A 16,760-nucleotide genomic window follows, 5' to 3' on the forward strand; every position below is an offset into this window, starting at 1 on the left:
TTTGCTTTTGTTAAAACGCCCAGTTACCTTTACGGAAGATTGGTTCATGTCTGCCATCAGTTGTAATACCGTCGATATCAAGCTCAGCTGATCCAATCATGAAGTCGTTGTGTGTAATACTAGTGTTTGCACCATTTTCAGCGAGTTCTTCTTTAGACATTGTTTTTCCGCCAACTAAGTTAAATGCATAAGCACTTCCGATTGCAAGGTGGCAAGATGCATTTTCATCAAATAGCGTATTGTAGAATAAAATATTTGTGTTTGAAATTGGTGAATCATGAGGTACTAAAGCAACCTCGCCTAAGAAGTGAGAACCTTCATCTGTTTCTACTAAATGTTTTAAAGCTTCTTCACCAGTTTCCGCTTTATAATCTACGATACGTCCGTTTTCAAATGTTAACGTGAAGTTATCAATAATGTTACCTGCAAATGCTAACGGTTTTGTGCTAGATACTTGGCCGTTTACACCTGTTTTAAGTGGCATTGTAAATACTTCTTCAGTTGGAATGTTTGCCATAAATGGTACGTTCTTCTCATTTAAGCTACCAGCACCAGCCCATACATGTTTTTCAGGAAGTTCGATTGTTAAATCTGTTCCAGGACCCGTATAGTGAAGAGCTTTATAATGTTTTTCATTTAAGTAATCAACTCTTGTATGTAATGTTTCATCGTGTTCTTTCCATGCTTCTACAGGGTTTTCTAAATCAGCGCGAGTCGCTTTGAAGATAGCATCCCATAGTTTTGCTTCTTGTTCTTCCGGTGCAACGTCAGGGAATACCTTCGCAGCCCATTCTTTCGTAGGAACAGAAATGACACACCAGCTTACTTTATCAGCTTGTACGTAATCACGGTATACTTTCATTGCTTCACCAGCTACTTTATGAGCAGCTGCAATACGCGTTGAATCTACACCTTTTAATAAATCAGGGTTTTCTGCATAAATAGACATAAATGCAGCGCCTTCTTTTGCTAACTCTTCACGAGCGTGTGCTTTCCAAGAAGGGAATTCAGAGAAAGCTTCCTCAGGAGCTAGATCAAACTTTAGACGTGTTAACGTTTCATCATTCCAATCCACATATACGTGTTTTGCACCAGATTTATATGCCTTTTCTGTAACGAGGCGTACAAATTGTACAGCTTCAAGAGGTGCACTAATGGATAAAGTTTGTCCTGGTTGAATATTAACACCAACATTGACTGCAAGGGCAGCATATTTCTCTAACGTTTTTTCAAATGACATATGTATAATCTCCTTTAATGTGAAAGATTTCTTACTATATATAATACAAGAAAATTCAAAAAATATATATAAATATAGCATAAAAAGAGAGCTCAAAATATATTGAGCTCTCATCGTTATTTAATCGAAGAAGCAAATTGTTCTACGGTTGTGGTATGGTGTATGCGAACACGCTTCATTTTTAACAACTCATCGGGTTCACCTTTTGTAATGAACTTTCCGGGTTTTGTTGTCGTTGCAAATTGATAATATTTCTTCGTTTCTGCAACGACTTTATCATCTACATGACCGAATGGATAAGCAACTGCGATAACGGGCTTACCTGTTATTTTTTCTAGTTTTTCTTTCGATCCCTTTAATTCTTCTTCGTAGTTTGTAATCTTCGGCAAGTCGGCATGTGTTGCAGTATGAGATTGCATGGAGAAAATGCCCGAATCAACCATTTCTTTTATTTCAGGTGTAGAAAGGGATCCTTCAGTATCGACATTAGTAGCAATCATATATTCTGTTGCTGTTGGTTTAAACGTATCATCTTTTAACTTTTGTAAAATATGAAAGGCATTCATATTATTTTGCATACCGTCATCAAACGTAACAAAGATAGGTTTATTCACTTTATTAATATCGCCCCAGCGTTCAAAGGTTAGTAAGGTATAGCCGTTGTCTTTTAAATATTTCATTTGGGCTTCAAAGTTAGCAGGTGATACGAATAAATCTTTAATGCCTTGTCCGGGATAATCATCGATTGCATGGTACATAAGAACGGGAACCTTTTGCTCGAAAGTAATAGCAGATTTTGTGAGTGGAATGGTCTTCCCATCTTCTTTCATTCCTATTGCTTCAATTTGAAACTCACCGCGTTTTCCCTCAAATTCTTTTATATCAAAAGGAAGTGAAAATTGTGTTTCCTTTTCTTTAGAAAACAAAGATTTAGTGTGTTCCTTTCCATCAGCTGTGCGCCAAATCTTATATTGTACTTCGGTTAAAGTATCTTTTATATCTGTCATATGAATAGTAGTATTTGTAGATTCGTGTGTAATTGGACTATAAGAAATTTTACCTCGTTCTTGCACAGTTTCTGCTTGTTTCTTAACTTCTTGAACCTTTTTCTCTTTTTTAGGTTCCTGGCTTACATTGCTAGTATTACAACCTGCTAGAATAGCAGATATACATAAAGCAATTGCTGCATATTTTCTCATAAAATCACCTTCTATTGTGTATTATATTGCATACTTATATTTAAAATCCCCACCGCTGTAAGAGCGGTGGGGATATACCCTTGTTCATCATATCATTTTTAATTATGAGATAGGTTAGTGGCTTTCGATAGAAATATTCTTTCGTCTTTTAGTAAAGCTTACTTTATAAGAGATATGAATTTTTCCATAGATGTATTAGGCCCTACAAAATGGCGTTTAATTAAGTACTGTTCGTTTGGCATCCCTTTTGTAATGTGATTACCATGATCAGTAGTTACTGCGAATTCATAATGTTTTTTTGTTTCTTCAACAGCTGGATCATTATAAGAACCTACTGGATAGGCGAGAGCGATGACCTTTTTACCAGTAAGAGCTTCAATTTTTTCTTTCGAACCACGTAATTCCTCATCATAATTGCTTGAATGAGCCATCATCGTATGATTAGCAGTATGAGATTGAATAGAAAAAATGCCTGAATCCATCATTTGTTTTATATCATCTGTTGATAGACGATTTGGTTTGTCTATCTCATTTGCAGTAAGAAATTCAGTAGCTGTAGGTTGAAATGTATCATCCTTTAGTTTTTGTAAGATATAAAGAGCGTTCATATTATTTTTTCGACCATCATCCATGGTTACAAAAACAGGTTTATTTACACGGTTTATATCATTCCAACGTTCAAAAGTTAGCATCGTATAACCGTTATCTTTCAAATATTGCATATGCTTTTCGAATTGCTCAGGTGGTACATATAAGCCATAATCCCCATCACTTGGCCCAGGGTATTTCTCAATCGCATGGTACATTAAAACGGGTACACGTTGCTGGAATGTAATTTTAGATGTTACTAGATTTGTTTCAGTATTATCTTCTTTGATTCCTACTGTTTCAATTTGAAATTCGCCACGTTTTAAATGAAATGATTTTAAATGTAGTGGGAGGGCAAAGTCACGATCTTTTTCTTGTGAAGTAAAAGTTTGTTTGCTTTCAGGACCATCAGCAGTACGCCAAATATTGTAACGTACTTGTTTGAATGAATCTCTTAAATCTTTGGTATAAAGCGTGGTGTTTTGTGCGTTATATTCATACGGATCCCATGTAATAACTCCTTGTGCTAAAGGAATTTCAACTGCTTTCGCTTTTTTCTGTTCAACTGTTTGTTTCGCCGTTGCTTCTTTTATTTGTTTATCACTAGAGCTACTAGTGTTACAACCTACGAGAATAGCAGAAGAAAGTAAAGCGATATATGTATACTTTTTCATTCTATCATCCTTCTATTGTGTTTTAATTATCATCACTTATATCATGAAACAATCGCTCTTATAAGTGAAACTAATTCAAATTTTTGGTTTTAAAAATTTGAATTATACCCTTGTCCATCATATCACTATAGAATATATAGGGGAATACACTTTTGGAATATTTCGGAAAAAATACCTTATTTTTTTCTGGTGAGATTTACATAAAAATACATTTGGAAGATAAAAAAACTCCACCTAAACTTCCTTTAGAAAAAGGAGAAGTAAGGTGGAGTTTTTTATTAAATAAACAATCCAGCGATTGTTGCAGATAAAATAGAAGCAAGTGTTGATGCAAATAACATTTTCCAGCCGAATTTAGAAACGATGCTTCCTTGTTTTTCAGAAAGGGCACGGATTGTACCGACAATCGCACCAATTTGGCTAATACTTGCGAAGCTAATTAAGAATACTGTAACGATTCCAACTGTACGTGGAGATAATGTTGATGCAACATCTTTTAAATCAAGGATTGCTACAAATTCGTTTAATACAATCTTCGTACCCATAATACCACCAGCTGGGATAATATCTTGAGTTGGAATACCCATTAAGAATGCGAATGGAGCAAGTATATAACCGAAGATTTGTTGTAACGTAACAGCATATCCCATTGCACCTGAAGCGGCGCTAATTACGTAGTTGACAACTTCCATCACACCGATGAAGGCGATCATTAATGCAGCAACGATACCAGCTACTTTTAAGCCGTCAAGCGCACCGTTAATCATTGCGCCGATAAAACTGTCTCCGAATAAAGTTCTATCAAATTTTTGAATCACTTCATCTTCTTTCTTCGTATCAACAGGTGTTAATAGCGAACAAACAATTAAGCTTGAGAATAAGTTTAGTGGAAGAGCTGCTAGTACATATTTTGCATCTAACATCATTACGTATGATGCTGTAACAGAAGCAGAAACTGAACTCATTGCAGAACAACAAATGATAAACATACGGTTTTTGTTAAAATGCTGTAAATCATTTTTAATAACGATTAACGCTTCACTTGAACCGAAGAATACAGAGTTTACTGCGTGGAATGATTCAACGCGTGGTAAACCAGTAATTTTTGAAATTGCACCGCCGACAACGCGAACGATGAATGGTAAAACACCTAAATAACTAAAGATAGAAAGTAGTGCTGAGAAAAATACGATAATTAATAGTACGTTTAAGAAAAAGACAAAATCTCTTTGAATTCCATTAAAGAGAAAATCGACACCTGTCGTACCAAGTTTAATTAGTTTGTTGAAAACTTTACCAATGAAAATAATGATTTGTTGACCAATCTTTGTGCCAAACATAAACCAACCGATTAAAATTTGGAAACCAATCATAATAGCAATTGCACGGAAGTTGATTTTACTTTTGTTGTTTGACAAAGCAAAACATAAACCTAAAACGACAAGAATACCGATAATGCTCATTACATATTGCATGTAGTTGCCCCTTTCAGAAGTTCGTATAAAGTTTGTACATAAAACCCCCGTTATATTACTAAAAATAAAACAAAGAGGTTTTATGTCATACGTAAGATGTCTGACCTTTTAGAAAAATAAAAATAAAAAAAGACCCATATGGATTCACTTTCATCTATGAGAGAAAGCTAATCAATATGAGTCCTTTTTTGCACATAGGCTAATATTCATTAGTTTTCCCCATAGTCCAGCAATTTAAGGTTGCCGGGTAGAAACTCTCGATCCATATTATCGAGTATATATGAGGTAACATCGTCCGTATTAAATTAGTAGTAGCGTAACATTAACAGAGAACTATCGTCAATAGCTTTTTTTCTTCCGATAGAAATAGACCATATAAGTATGATAAAATGTAACGCAGTGTTATGAAAAAGAGAGGTCGGAAAATGAGTACAAAAATGACGCCACCAGTTGAGAAAAACGAGTTTATAGATGTAGTATTTGAAGATTTAACACATGATGGTGCCGGTGTTGCGAAAGTAAAAGGATATCCTATTTTCGTTAAAAACGGATTACCAGGTGAAGAAGCCCAAATTAAAATTATTAAAGTGAAGAAAAACTTCGCGTTTGGTCGTTTAATGAAGCTTCATACAGAGAGCCCATATCGTAAAGATGCAGAATGCCCAGTGTACAATCAGTGCGGTGGTTGCCAGCTTCAGCACTTAACATATGAAGGGCAATTACAAGCGAAAGGAAAACAAGTACGTGACGTTATGCAGCGCATTGGCGGACTAAGCGATGTTCCTGTGCATCCTGTACTTGGCATGAAGAACCCATGGGTATACCGTAATAAAGCACAAGTACCAATCGGAGAACGTGAAGGCGGACTTGTAGCTGGTTTCTATCGTCAAGGAACGCATGACATCATTAATATGGAATCATGTTTAATTCAAGCAGAAGAGAACGATACATTAATTCAAGAAGTAAAACGTATTTGTGAAAAACACGGTATTTCGGCGTACAACGAAGAGCGTAACAAAGGAATACTTCGCCACGTAATGGCTCGTTACGGACAAGTAACGGGGGAAATCATGCTTGTCTTTATTACTCGTACAGCAGAATTGCCAAACAAAAAAGCAATCATTGAAGAAATTGCTGGGAAATTCCCAGAAGTAAAATCAATTGTTCAAAACGTAAACCCGAAACGTACAAATGTAATCTTCGGAGACACAACGACAGTACTGTACGGATCAGAATATATTTATGACTTTATCGGTGACATCAAATTTGCGATTTCAGCACGTTCATTCTATCAAGTAAATCCAGAACAAACGAAAGTGTTATACGATAAAACGTTAGAGTACGCAAAATTAGATGGTAACGAAACAGTAATTGATGCCTATTGTGGAATTGGATCAATCTCCTTATTCCTAGCACAAAAAGCGAAAAAAGTGTACGGCGTTGAAATCGTCCCAGAAGCAATCGAAGACGCAAATCGTAACGCAGCACTAAACAACATGACAAACGCTGAATTTGGCGTAGGAGAAGCAGAAGTAGTCATTCCAAAATGGTACAAAGAAGGCGTAATCGCTGACACAATGGTCGTAGATCCACCGCGTAAAGGCTGTGATGAAGCATTACTAAACACAATCATCGATATGAAACCAAAACGCGTCGTATACGTATCGTGTAACCCAGCAACGTTAGCACGTGATTTAAAAGTACTAGAAGAAGGCGGATATAAAACACAGGAAGTACAACCTGTTGATATGTTCCCGCATACGACTCATGTGGAGTGTGTGGCTTGGCTTAAGTTGGTATAATAGGAAAGCAGTTGATATAGGAAAATCTATACCATCTGCTTTTTGGTTTATCAAAATGCCATTTAGTAATGATTTTAGTTAAAATAAATATTGCTGATTTTCGTAAATTATAAATTCTAAATGTACTATTGTTATTTGGCTTTATATTTTTAAATTGTATTCATAGTGAGAGGATTTGAATTTGAAATGATAGATAATTTTTGGCGTGATTTACCACGACCATTTTTCGTACTTGCACCAATGGAAGATGTGACAGACGTTGTTTTCCGTCACGTAGTAAGTGAGGCTGGTCGTCCAGATGTATTCTTTACAGAGTTCACAAACTCGGATAGCTATTGTCATCCAGAAGGTATGAAAAGTGTACGTGGCCGTTTAATTTTTACAGAAGATGAACAACCGATGGTAGCACATATTTGGGGAGATAACCCTGAATATTTCCGTCAAATGAGTATTGGTATGGCGGAACTAGGATTTAAAGGCATCGATATTAACATGGGCTGCCCTGTACCGAACGTAGCATCAAGAGGGAAAGGTAGTGGCCTTATTCTACGTCCAGACGTTGCGGCAGAACTGATTCAAGCTGCAAAAGCGGGAGGACTACCTGTCAGCGTAAAAACAAGACTTGGCTTTAAAGAGTTAAGCGAATGGGAAGATTGGTTAACGCATATTTTCAAACAAGATATTGCGAACCTTTCTATTCATTTACGCACAAGAGAAGAAATGAGCCAAGTAGATGCACACTGGGAGCTAATTCCGGAGATTAAAAAATTACGTGATCGTATTGCACCAAATACGTTAATAACAATCAATGGAGACATCCTTGATCGTAAAATGGGGCTGGAACTTGCTGAAAAATACGGTATTGATGGCGTTATGATTGGACGAGGCATCTTTAAAAATCCATTTGCTTTTGAAAAAGAACCAAGGGAGCATAGTAGTAAAGAACATTTAGATCTTTTAAGACTACAGCTTGATCTTCAAGATCAATATGCAGAAGTATTACCACGCTCAATTACAGGATTACATCGCTTCTTCAAAATTTATGTAAAAGGCTTCCCTGGAGCTGCTGAATTGAGAAATCAATTGATGAGTACGAAGTCGACTGATGAAGTGCGTACATTGCTTGATAAGTTTGAGGGGAATGTTAATGTGGTAGAAGGTAGTGAAACGGTGTAACTTTTGAAAGTTAGAGGGGATGGAGTGTAGCAATTTTATTAGTGTTTGTTTCATTTTAATTAAGGTGAACCGTATCATAAGTAAGCGAGGTATTCTATATAAAACAAGGGTAAGAAAAGAATACAGGAGAAAATGGTAGGTGGATCTTGATTTTCACTGATATTAGCATGTTTATTTTATCCCGCTATTTGCGGGCAGTAAAACTCCCACCTCAAAATGCTGCTAGTGCAAAGAGGTTAGGTTGGATTCAGTTTGATAATAAGTGGGGGATAAATCAACCCCCACTTATTAAAGTTTCACTTTATTACGCCTATAATTGGAGGCTATGCAAATGTTAAGTGATCAGACGAGATATTCTAGGCTCGCAAATATAACAAAAATAATAAATACAAAATTAGAACTACGTGAAGTTTTGCAGCGTGTAACAATGGCGATATCAGAGGAGATTGTTAGGTGTGACGCTGTTGGGATTTATTTACCTGAGGACGATGGAACATTTAGAGGGTTTGCAGGAAAACCAGAGACCATAAATGGCGTAACGCTCGATACTCAGGTAATTGATCCTGAAATAGACTTACTGGCAAAAGAAGTTATTGAAACTAAAAAAACCATCTATATCCCTGATACCTCAAAGGATCATCGGCCGGATCCGAGACCAGTTGATGCGTTCAAAATTAAGTCCTTATTAGCTCTGCCTATCTCATTTGGGCAAGAGTTATTTGGTCTCGTTTTTTTATTTGATTATGGAGTTCCAATGAACTTAACAGATTCAGAAATTCAAAGTGTTGAAGCTTATGTAAATATGGCGGCGGTCGCCATTCAAAACGCAAAAAATTTAACCCAAAAAGAAAATCTTATTGCCGAGAAGCAGCTGTTACTAAATGTTACCCGTGATTTATCAATGTGTTCCTCAATACAAGAGAGTTTTGATAAATGCTTTCTTTATTTAGGGCAGATTTTAGAGAGTAAAAACATGGCTGCCCACCTTTTAGACCGGCTAGACAAAACAAAGATTAAAACAACGAAGTTAAGCAGGGACTGTAATTGGGCAGAAGCGGATTGGATGGAGAAAATCTATGAAGTCAAGATTCAAAAGGTTATTCAAACAAAAAATATAGATAGTAAGGGCCTACTGATACTTCCATTAGTTTCAATGGGAGAAGTATTAGGGGTAATCGTCGTTGGCAAAGAGGAAAAAACTCACAATTACGGTGATTCCCGAATTCAACTGGCAAAATCTATCGTTGATGCTACAGCTTCTACGTTTTCAAACTTGTTATATATGGATCAACTTGAAAGCATGGTGGAAGAACGAACGAGAGAACTAGCTGCTGCTAATGAAAAAGTCACAAGTGTGATTGAAAGTATTACGGATGGATTCTTGACTTTGAATAATAAATGGGAATTTATGTACGTAAATAAGCATCAACATTTCCCACAAAGAAAAACAGCGAAAGATGTATTAGGTAAGAATATATGGGAGGTCTTCCCAAGTAGCATCGATACAGTTATATATAAGGAGCTTCATCGTGTGATGTCAGAGCGAACTACAGTTCATTTCGAATTTTTTTCTACCTCTGATGAATATTGGCATGAAGTTATTGCGTATCCGTATGATGATGGTATTTGTTGTATTTGTAAAAACATAACGGAAAAAAAGCAATATGAGCAGGAATTGAAAAGGTTATCCAACATAGATTTAATAGGGCAAATGGCAGCAGGTATCAGCCATGAGATTAGAAATCCAATGACAACAGTACGAGGATTTTTGCAGTTATTAAAAGAAGAGAACAACTATGAGAAACATAATAAGTACTTTAATTTAATGGTTGAAGAACTTGACCGTGCCAATTCTATTATTACTGAATTTCTCTCAATAGGTAATACAAAGAAATCAGATTTGCAGATGTTAGATTTAAATTCAATTATCCACGATATTATTCCTTTAATAAAGATAGATACGCATAATCAAAATAAATATATTCAAGTCGATACAAATGATGTTCCAGAATTACTTTTAAATCGTAATGAGATACGGCAATTATTAATGAACCTATACCGTAATGGCTTAGAAGCGATGAGCACAGGGAAAACTCTAACAATTAGCACCTATAAGGAAGGGCGAAATTGTGTGGTGCTTGCAGTGCGGGATGAAGGAAAAGGTATCAGGCCTGAAGTACTAGAGAAACTGGGTACTCCATTTTACACGACCAAAGATAATGGAACTGGATTGGGGTTAGGCATATGTTATGCCATTGCTGCCCGTCATAATGCAAAAATAGAAATTCAAACAGGATCGGAAGGCACTACCTTTTTTGTTAAATTTAATTATGGAAATAATTAAAACTAATCTTATTTAGATTAGTTACGGTAAATTGTATTACAATTAAAAAGTTAAAAATAATCAACATTTCAGGAGGCAAAACAATGGCAATGAGCAACAACGATATATTAAAAAGAGTAAGATACGCTTTAGATATAAAAGATATAGATATGGTAGAAATCTTTGAACTTGGCGGGATGGAAGTAACGAAAGAAGACGTAGTTGATATGCTTACAAAAATAAAAAGAGCGCCTCAGCATGAAGCTGACAATGATGATGTAATCGAAGATGAGTACGTATTAACATGCGACATGATGATGTTAGAGGCATTTTTAAATGGATTTATTACTTTAAAAAGAGGGAAGCAAGATCCGAAACCAGGACAACCGGCACCTGTACAGAGCAAGGAGAGTGCCAATAACCTTCTTCTAAAGAAAATGAAAATCGCACTATCATTAACGAGTGAGGATGTACTTGATATATTAGATAGCGTAGGTGTTACGGTAACAAAAGGAGAGTTAGGCGCTCTATTAAGAAAAAAAGGCCATAAAAATTACAAAGAGTGCGGCGATAGATACGCAAGGAATTTCATTAAGGGATTAGGTGTAAAGTATAGAGGGTAATGAGTTTGTTAAAGCAGCAAATGATATAATAGGTAGAGTAGGACGTTTGTATCCTACTCTTTTTTACTTGTAAAAATAATACACTAGGTGATGAAATGGTACATACATATTTAGGTGAGACAATTCATTTTCATATAACTTATAAAAAGAAAAAGTCTGTGCGTCTTTTTGTAGATTCGTACGGAAATGTGGAAGTGCAAGCTCCAAAAGGGACACCTGTTGAATACTTAGTCCAGTTGCTAGAGGAGAAGTGGGATTGGATTCAGACAACCCGTAAGGAAATGCAGGAGCGAGCGCTTGGATCACAGGAAAAGGATTACGATCAAGGAGAGGGCTTTCTATATTTAGGAAATACGTATCCGATACAAATTTCTCAAGATGCAAGCATTACGCAAGATAATGCAGTGTTTGAGGGAGATAAGCTACATATTTATGTGAAAGAGCTTAAGGATGAGAAAGTACAGCAAGCTTTAAAACGATTTTACTATAAGCAGTGTAAGTCATTGGTAGAGAAGAGTATTAAAGCGCATCAAAGTAATTTCAAAACAAAACCACGCTCTATTCGTATTACAGATAGTAGTCGTACGTGGGGTACTTGTGATTCGAATTTACAACTAACATTCAATTGGAAGCTAGCGATGGCACCACAGCGAGTAATTGATTATGTAGTCGTTCACGAAATGTGCCATATGGTTCATTTAAATCATGATCGCTCTTTTTGGCGTCTTGTCGGGAAGATAATGCCTGATTATAAGGAAATGGAGAATTGGTTAGCGTTATCGAGTTGGAAGATGACGGTTTAGGAAGGGATATCGATTTTTGTTGGTAAATCGATATTCCTTGTCGAATCGTTGATATATTGTGAGTTATGATAGATATATTTGAAAAATCGTTGATATATTGTGAGTTATGATAGATATATTCGAAAAATCGTTGATATAATTTCATTTACCACAGAATTGTTCAAAGGATTGAAAAAAAGGAGATGTCACAAGGGACATCTCCTTTTTTCGAGCATATAGATCATCGCCCAAACTTCACAACAAAATCTCTGTCCACTTTCTCCAGTTCATACCCACGATACCCATCCGAAAGCAACGCCTGCTGTCCACCAGCATTGTTCATTGGAACGCTCTTAATATCCGTCCAATCCCTTTCATTGTCCTCATGCAATTCCTTCACAAAAACATACCGCAGACTACCACCATACTTCTCCTTCAGCGCAGCAATCTTCATCCCTTGTGCAAACTTATCTTTTAAACTTGGAATGTTAAAAGGTGCAACCGTGCAGCAAACATAGTCGTATTTTCCATCTTCTTTTTGTAATTCATCCATGATGACTGTCGCTAATATTTTTTGCATCCCATTTCCTCGACAGTTCGGATGAACGTTTGAGATTTCTTGATAGATGACGCGGTGTAGTTCACTTTCTGTTAAGCCAATATCAAGTCCTAAATGTTCATCGTCGATAGGAGGGACGAGTAGGGCCCGAAATGCGATAAGTTCATTTTCGATAAAAGCACCAATCATCATGCCGTTTCCTTCTAAAATGTATTGAAATTCTTCTTGTGAGAGCGGCTGTAAACGACTTTTATCTTCTAGTGCTTCAACTACGACGTTCTGCAGTAATAAAATTTGCTCGATGTGCTCTAGTGATAGTAATGTAACGTGAAATGGATCGTTATTTTGTTTTAATGATCCTTTGTATAGAACTGTCATGCGTTAGTCCTCCTTTAGCGTACAACGTCTTGAAAGACGGTTAGTTCTTGTAGGGTATCTTCATTTATTTCAATGCCGAGTCCTGGCTTTTCGTTTAAGCGAATAAATGGTACATCGTAATGTAAGTCTCCGATGTCTTTCGTGAACTTTAATGGACCTGTTAGCTCGACGCTCGTAATGATCTTTTTCGAGAAAGCGACATGGAATCCTGCGGAAGAGGCAATAGATGATTCGACCATGGATCCAACTTGGCATTCAATGCCTGCCATTTCAGCTTGATGAGAGAGTTTTACAGCTGGATATATGCCACCGCATTTCATTAGTTTTATATTTACTTTATCAGCCGCGTCTAATTTAATGATTTGGCGCATTTCACGAGAGCTCTTTAATCCCTCATCAATCATAAGTGGAAGGTCTGTTTTAGAACGAATGTGAGCCATTGCGTCAATATCATCCGCTATAACAGGCTGTTCAATCCAGTCGATGTTTAAATGACCTAATGAACGAAGTGCCGTTAATGTGTTTGCGCTATTTTTCCACCCTTGGTTTACATCAACGCGAATCGCGATATCATTTCCTACACGTTCACGTACTGCTTCAATTCGTTTTACATCTTCTTTTACATTTGTACCGACTTTCATTTTGAAAGATTGGTAACCTTTCTGAATCATAGAAGCAGCTTCTTCAGCCATATCTTCAGGATCGGCAATACTTAAAACGTGAGTGACAGGAAATTCTTTATGGTAGCGCCCGCCAATTAATTGATATACAGGTTGATTTAATTTTTTGCCCATTATATCAAAACAAGCAATATCTATTGCGGCCTTCGCAGTAGGCACACCGTAAATGGTATTGTCCATCATATCGTGTATTTTCTCGATATTCATTGGATTTTGCCCAATGAGCGCAGGAGCAAGTGTATGTTTTAAAGTATGGAAAGTACTTTCCCATGATTCGCCTGTAACGTGATCATCAGCAACGCCTTCACCGTAACCGATAATGCCTTCATCTGTTTCCATTTTTACGATAATAGAAGGCATATCAGAATAAGAACCATAACTAATAATAAACGGATCGCGAAGCGGTAAACGAATTGCATAAAGGTGAATAGCGGTAATTTTCATTGAATAAAGACCCCTTCCTGTTTACAATGGTTTTGTACATTTGATATAGTTGACGTTAAATAGTCGTTAATTAATGATAAGGAGTTAGAGAAAATGATGATAAAAATTGCAGTTGTCGGTTCAAAAGAGTTTATGGAGACACTTTTACCTGTTGCTCATAAACTAGAAGAAATAGAGATTGATCCATATATTTACCTTCATCCTGCAGAATCTTCTGAACTATTAAAGCGTTTAAAGCCTTGTGATGTCATCTTTTTTTCAGGTGCTTTACCTTATTATATGGCAAAAGAAATAAGAGAACAATTACGAATTCCAAGTACGTACTTACAGCAAGACGAGACAACTGTCGCATCTTCCATTCTTTCTGTCATGTATCACCAAGGAATTCAACCACATAAAATTTCAATTGATTTAGTAGACCGCTCATTTATTATAAATGTGTTCCAAGATATCGGTATAAAAGAAAGTCCACAAGTGTTTGATTATGAAAATATGCTGTGGAGTAAAGATGAAATAAATAGAGTTATTGATTTTCATGTAGCTAAATATCAATCTGGAGAAGCTCAGTTAGCTTTAACTAGTATTCATGCTGTCTATGATGAACTTCAAAAAATAGGTATCCCTTCAAAACGTATGATAGATCCAAAGCAATCCATTATACATGGGTTAAAAGATGCAAAAATAAAAGCTGAGTTAGCAAAAAGCCATTCAGCTACTGTTGGTGCTTGTATGATTTCTTCTTTAGAATTACGAGAAGGTTTCCTTGAGCAATTAGATGTCATTTCAAAAGAACTACGTGGCTCATTTAAAAAAATTGATGAAATGACGTTCATTTTGTATACGACTCGTGGTGATATTGAATCGATTATAAAAACAAATATGATAAATAATTTATTTGCGAGTATAGAAGGAACGATAGCTATTGGATTTGGTTACGGAAAAACTGTGAAGGAAGCAGAGCAAAATGCTAAAATCGCTCAAGGTTTCGCGAAGAATAATCCAATAGACCACTGTTTTTATATACTAACAAGTGATAAAGAACTATTTGGTCCGTTCCCGAAAGAACAGAGAGTACAAAGCTTGAAGAATGACAACCCGGTACTAATGAAAATAGCGAAGGAAACGAAGCTTAGTCCAGCAAATTTATCAAAAATTATTCAATTTAGTCAATCACATCCGTCATTGAAGTTTACGGCAGCAGATCTTTCTGAATACTTACAAGTGACTCGGCGATCAACTGAAAGGTTATTAAAGAAACTAGTTGATTATGGGTATGCTCATATTTGCGGCGAGGAAATGCCTTATCAACAAGGACGCCCTCGCGCAATATACGAACTGAATTTACCGTTATCTTTAAGCTTCTAATTGAGCTTTTTGTTTTTTTAGTAGTTCCGCTTTTTCAATGTCAGATAGTTTCGTAATTGTGAGACCAGTTATGCCGTAAATGATTGAGATAATAGGTACAATGAAATTTAATATAGCATAAGGAGCATATTCAAACGCACCTACGCCAAGTGTTGCAAGAATAAATACACCGCACGTATTCCAAGGTACGAAGACAGAAGTTAAAGTTCCACCATCTTCTAATGCTCTGGATAAATTTTTAGAATGTAGTCCTTTTTCTGTGTATGCATTTGCGTACATTCTTGAAGGAACAACAATCGAAATATATTGTTCAGAGCAAGTAAGGTTTGTTGCAAAGCAAGAAGCAATAGTAGAGGCGATAAGCCCTTTTGCTGATGTCGCTAACTTTAAAATTTGATTTACAATTGAGCGAAGGATACCTGTATGTTCTAATACTCCTCCGAAAGTCATAGCGACAATTGTCATAGAGACTGTATTCATCATTGAATCTAAGCCGCCACGGTTAAATAGTTCGTCTACTAGCTTGTTTCCAGTGTCTATAACAAATCCAGTTTGGAGTGCACCGACAGATGCAGAGACAGAACCACCTTGAATAAAGACTTGTGATAAAAATCCTAAAATAATACCTACAAGAATAGCTGGGATGGCAGGAACTTTTTTAGCGACCAATACCATAACGACTACAGGTATGATTAATAGGAAAGGTGAGATAACAAAGTTTTGTTGCAATACTTGTAACGTTTGATCGATGCTTTTTGCATCAATATTGTTAGCTCCGAAGCTTCTTCCTAATAATGCATAAACGATAAGAGTAATAATTAAACCTGGAATTGTAGTAAATAACATATGACGAATATGTGTAAATAAATCTGTATTTGTTAATCCTGCGGCTAAGTTTGTTGTGTCTGAGAGCGGTGACATTTTATCGCCGAAGTAAGAACCGGAAATGATAGCACCAGCCACCATTGGAGCTGGAATTCCCATACTTAGGCCAATTCCCATTCCTGCAACACCAATTGTCCCCATTGTAGACCAAGAGCTACCAATTGCTAATGCAACAATAGAACAAATAATTGTAATTGAAACGAGAAATAGTGATGGAGTTAAAAGATTTAAACCGTAATAAATCATTGTTGCGACGATTCCGCCACCAATCCAAGCACCGATTGTTAAGCCAACAAGAATAATAATAACGATAGCAGGTAATGCAAGACGAATCCCCTTATACATTGCTTCTTCAAGATCGTTCCACTTGTAACCGTAACGCCAAGCGACGATAGAAGCAACGGTTGTACCGATAATAAGTGGAACATGAGGACTTTGTTTTAATACAACAATTGTAACCATCATAACTGCAACGGTAATGATAATAGGGATAATCGCTATTCCAAAAGGTATTTCTTTTTTCATAAAGTTCCTCCTTGTTACGTATGTTTGTTTGTATTTTTAGAA

General features: G+C 36.4%; 13 protein-coding genes and 1 riboswitch. Of the genes, 6 read left to right on the forward strand and 7 right to left on the reverse strand.

From position 1 onward, the window contains the following. Positions 1–10: 10 nt before the first annotated feature. The 4 genes from V7S50_RS30695 to V7S50_RS30710 form a co-directional block, all read right to left on the reverse strand. Positions 11–1,240, reverse strand: coding sequence for an aminopeptidase (locus V7S50_RS30695; RefSeq protein ID WP_242256133.1), 1,230 nt, complete (start codon positions 1,238–1,240; stop codon positions 11–13). Between the two features lie 116 nt (positions 1,241–1,356). Further along, positions 1,357–2,439, reverse strand: a complete 1,083-nt coding sequence (locus tag V7S50_RS30700; protein WP_242256131.1) for a polysaccharide deacetylase family protein — start codon at positions 2,437–2,439, stop codon at positions 1,357–1,359. A 158-nt stretch (positions 2,440–2,597) separates the two neighbouring features. After that, on the reverse strand, positions 2,598–3,701 hold the full coding sequence (locus V7S50_RS30705) for a polysaccharide deacetylase family protein (RefSeq protein ID WP_242256129.1): 1,104 nt from the start codon (positions 3,699–3,701) through the stop codon (positions 2,598–2,600). A gap of 278 nt (positions 3,702–3,979) precedes the next feature. Next, positions 3,980–5,176, reverse strand: coding sequence for a NupC/NupG family nucleoside CNT transporter (locus V7S50_RS30710; RefSeq protein WP_060629340.1), 1,197 nt, complete (start codon positions 5,174–5,176; stop codon positions 3,980–3,982). Positions 5,177–5,378: 202 nt separating this feature from the next. Beyond that, positions 5,379–5,480, reverse strand: a riboswitch (purine riboswitch). Positions 5,481–5,601: 121 nt separating this feature from the next. Between V7S50_RS30710 and rlmD the strand changes: the two genes are divergently transcribed. The 5 genes from rlmD (at position 5,602) to V7S50_RS30735 (ending at position 11,903) form a co-directional block, all read left to right on the forward strand. Beyond that, a complete protein-coding gene (gene rlmD / locus V7S50_RS30715) occupies positions 5,602–6,978 on the forward strand; it encodes a 23S rRNA (uracil(1939)-C(5))-methyltransferase RlmD (protein ID WP_252209189.1) in 1,377 nt (458 codons plus the stop codon). 186 nt (positions 6,979–7,164) lie between these two features. Next, entirely contained in the window at positions 7,165–8,154 is a 990-nt protein-coding gene (locus tag V7S50_RS30720; RefSeq protein ID WP_242256125.1) for a tRNA dihydrouridine synthase, read from the forward strand. Positions 8,155–8,485: 331 nt separating this feature from the next. Continuing rightward, positions 8,486–10,498 (forward strand): GAF domain-containing sensor histidine kinase, encoded by a 2,013-nt coding sequence (locus V7S50_RS30725; protein WP_242256123.1) that lies wholly within the window; start codon positions 8,486–8,488, stop codon positions 10,496–10,498. Positions 10,499–10,581: 83 nt separating this feature from the next. Beyond that, positions 10,582–11,100: a DUF1456 family protein gene (locus V7S50_RS30730; protein ID WP_242256121.1), complete on the forward strand. Its 519-nt coding sequence runs from the start codon at positions 10,582–10,584 to the stop codon at positions 11,098–11,100. 95 nt (positions 11,101–11,195) lie between these two features. Beyond that, positions 11,196–11,903 carry a M48 family metallopeptidase gene (locus V7S50_RS30735; RefSeq protein ID WP_063221586.1) on the forward strand — a complete coding sequence of 236 codons (708 nt, stop codon included), beginning with the start codon at positions 11,196–11,198 and terminating at the stop codon, positions 11,901–11,903. 220 nt (positions 11,904–12,123) lie between these two features. Here the strand turns inward: V7S50_RS30735 and V7S50_RS30740 are convergent, their stop codons facing one another. After that, a complete protein-coding gene (locus V7S50_RS30740; RefSeq protein ID WP_242256119.1) occupies positions 12,124–12,819 on the reverse strand; it encodes a GNAT family N-acetyltransferase in 696 nt (231 codons plus the stop codon). A 14-nt stretch (positions 12,820–12,833) separates the two neighbouring features. Beyond that, complete coding sequence (locus V7S50_RS30745; RefSeq protein ID WP_242256117.1) at positions 12,834–13,943, reverse strand: mandelate racemase/muconate lactonizing enzyme family protein; 1,110 nt, start codon at positions 13,941–13,943, stop codon at positions 12,834–12,836. A gap of 93 nt (positions 13,944–14,036) precedes the next feature. Here V7S50_RS30745 and V7S50_RS30750 point away from each other — a divergent pair, with 93 nt between their 5' ends. Further along, entirely contained in the window at positions 14,037–15,308 is a 1,272-nt protein-coding gene (locus V7S50_RS30750) for a transcriptional regulator (RefSeq protein ID WP_242256116.1), read from the forward strand. On the opposite strand, the gene nhaC is transcribed toward V7S50_RS30750, so the two are convergent. Further along, the gene (nhaC, locus tag V7S50_RS30755) at positions 15,297–16,718 is read right to left on the reverse strand and encodes a Na+/H+ antiporter NhaC (RefSeq protein ID WP_242256114.1); all 1,422 of its coding nucleotides are present in this window, start codon (positions 16,716–16,718) and stop codon (positions 15,297–15,299) included. The genes V7S50_RS30750 and nhaC overlap by 12 nt on opposite strands. Positions 16,719–16,760: the final 42 nt, after the last annotated feature.

Origin of the sequence: Bacillus sp. CCNWLW194, assembly GCF_037120585.1 — a bacterium.
Lineage (GTDB): Bacteria > Bacillota > Bacilli > Bacillales > Bacillaceae_G > Bacillus_A > Bacillus_A basilensis.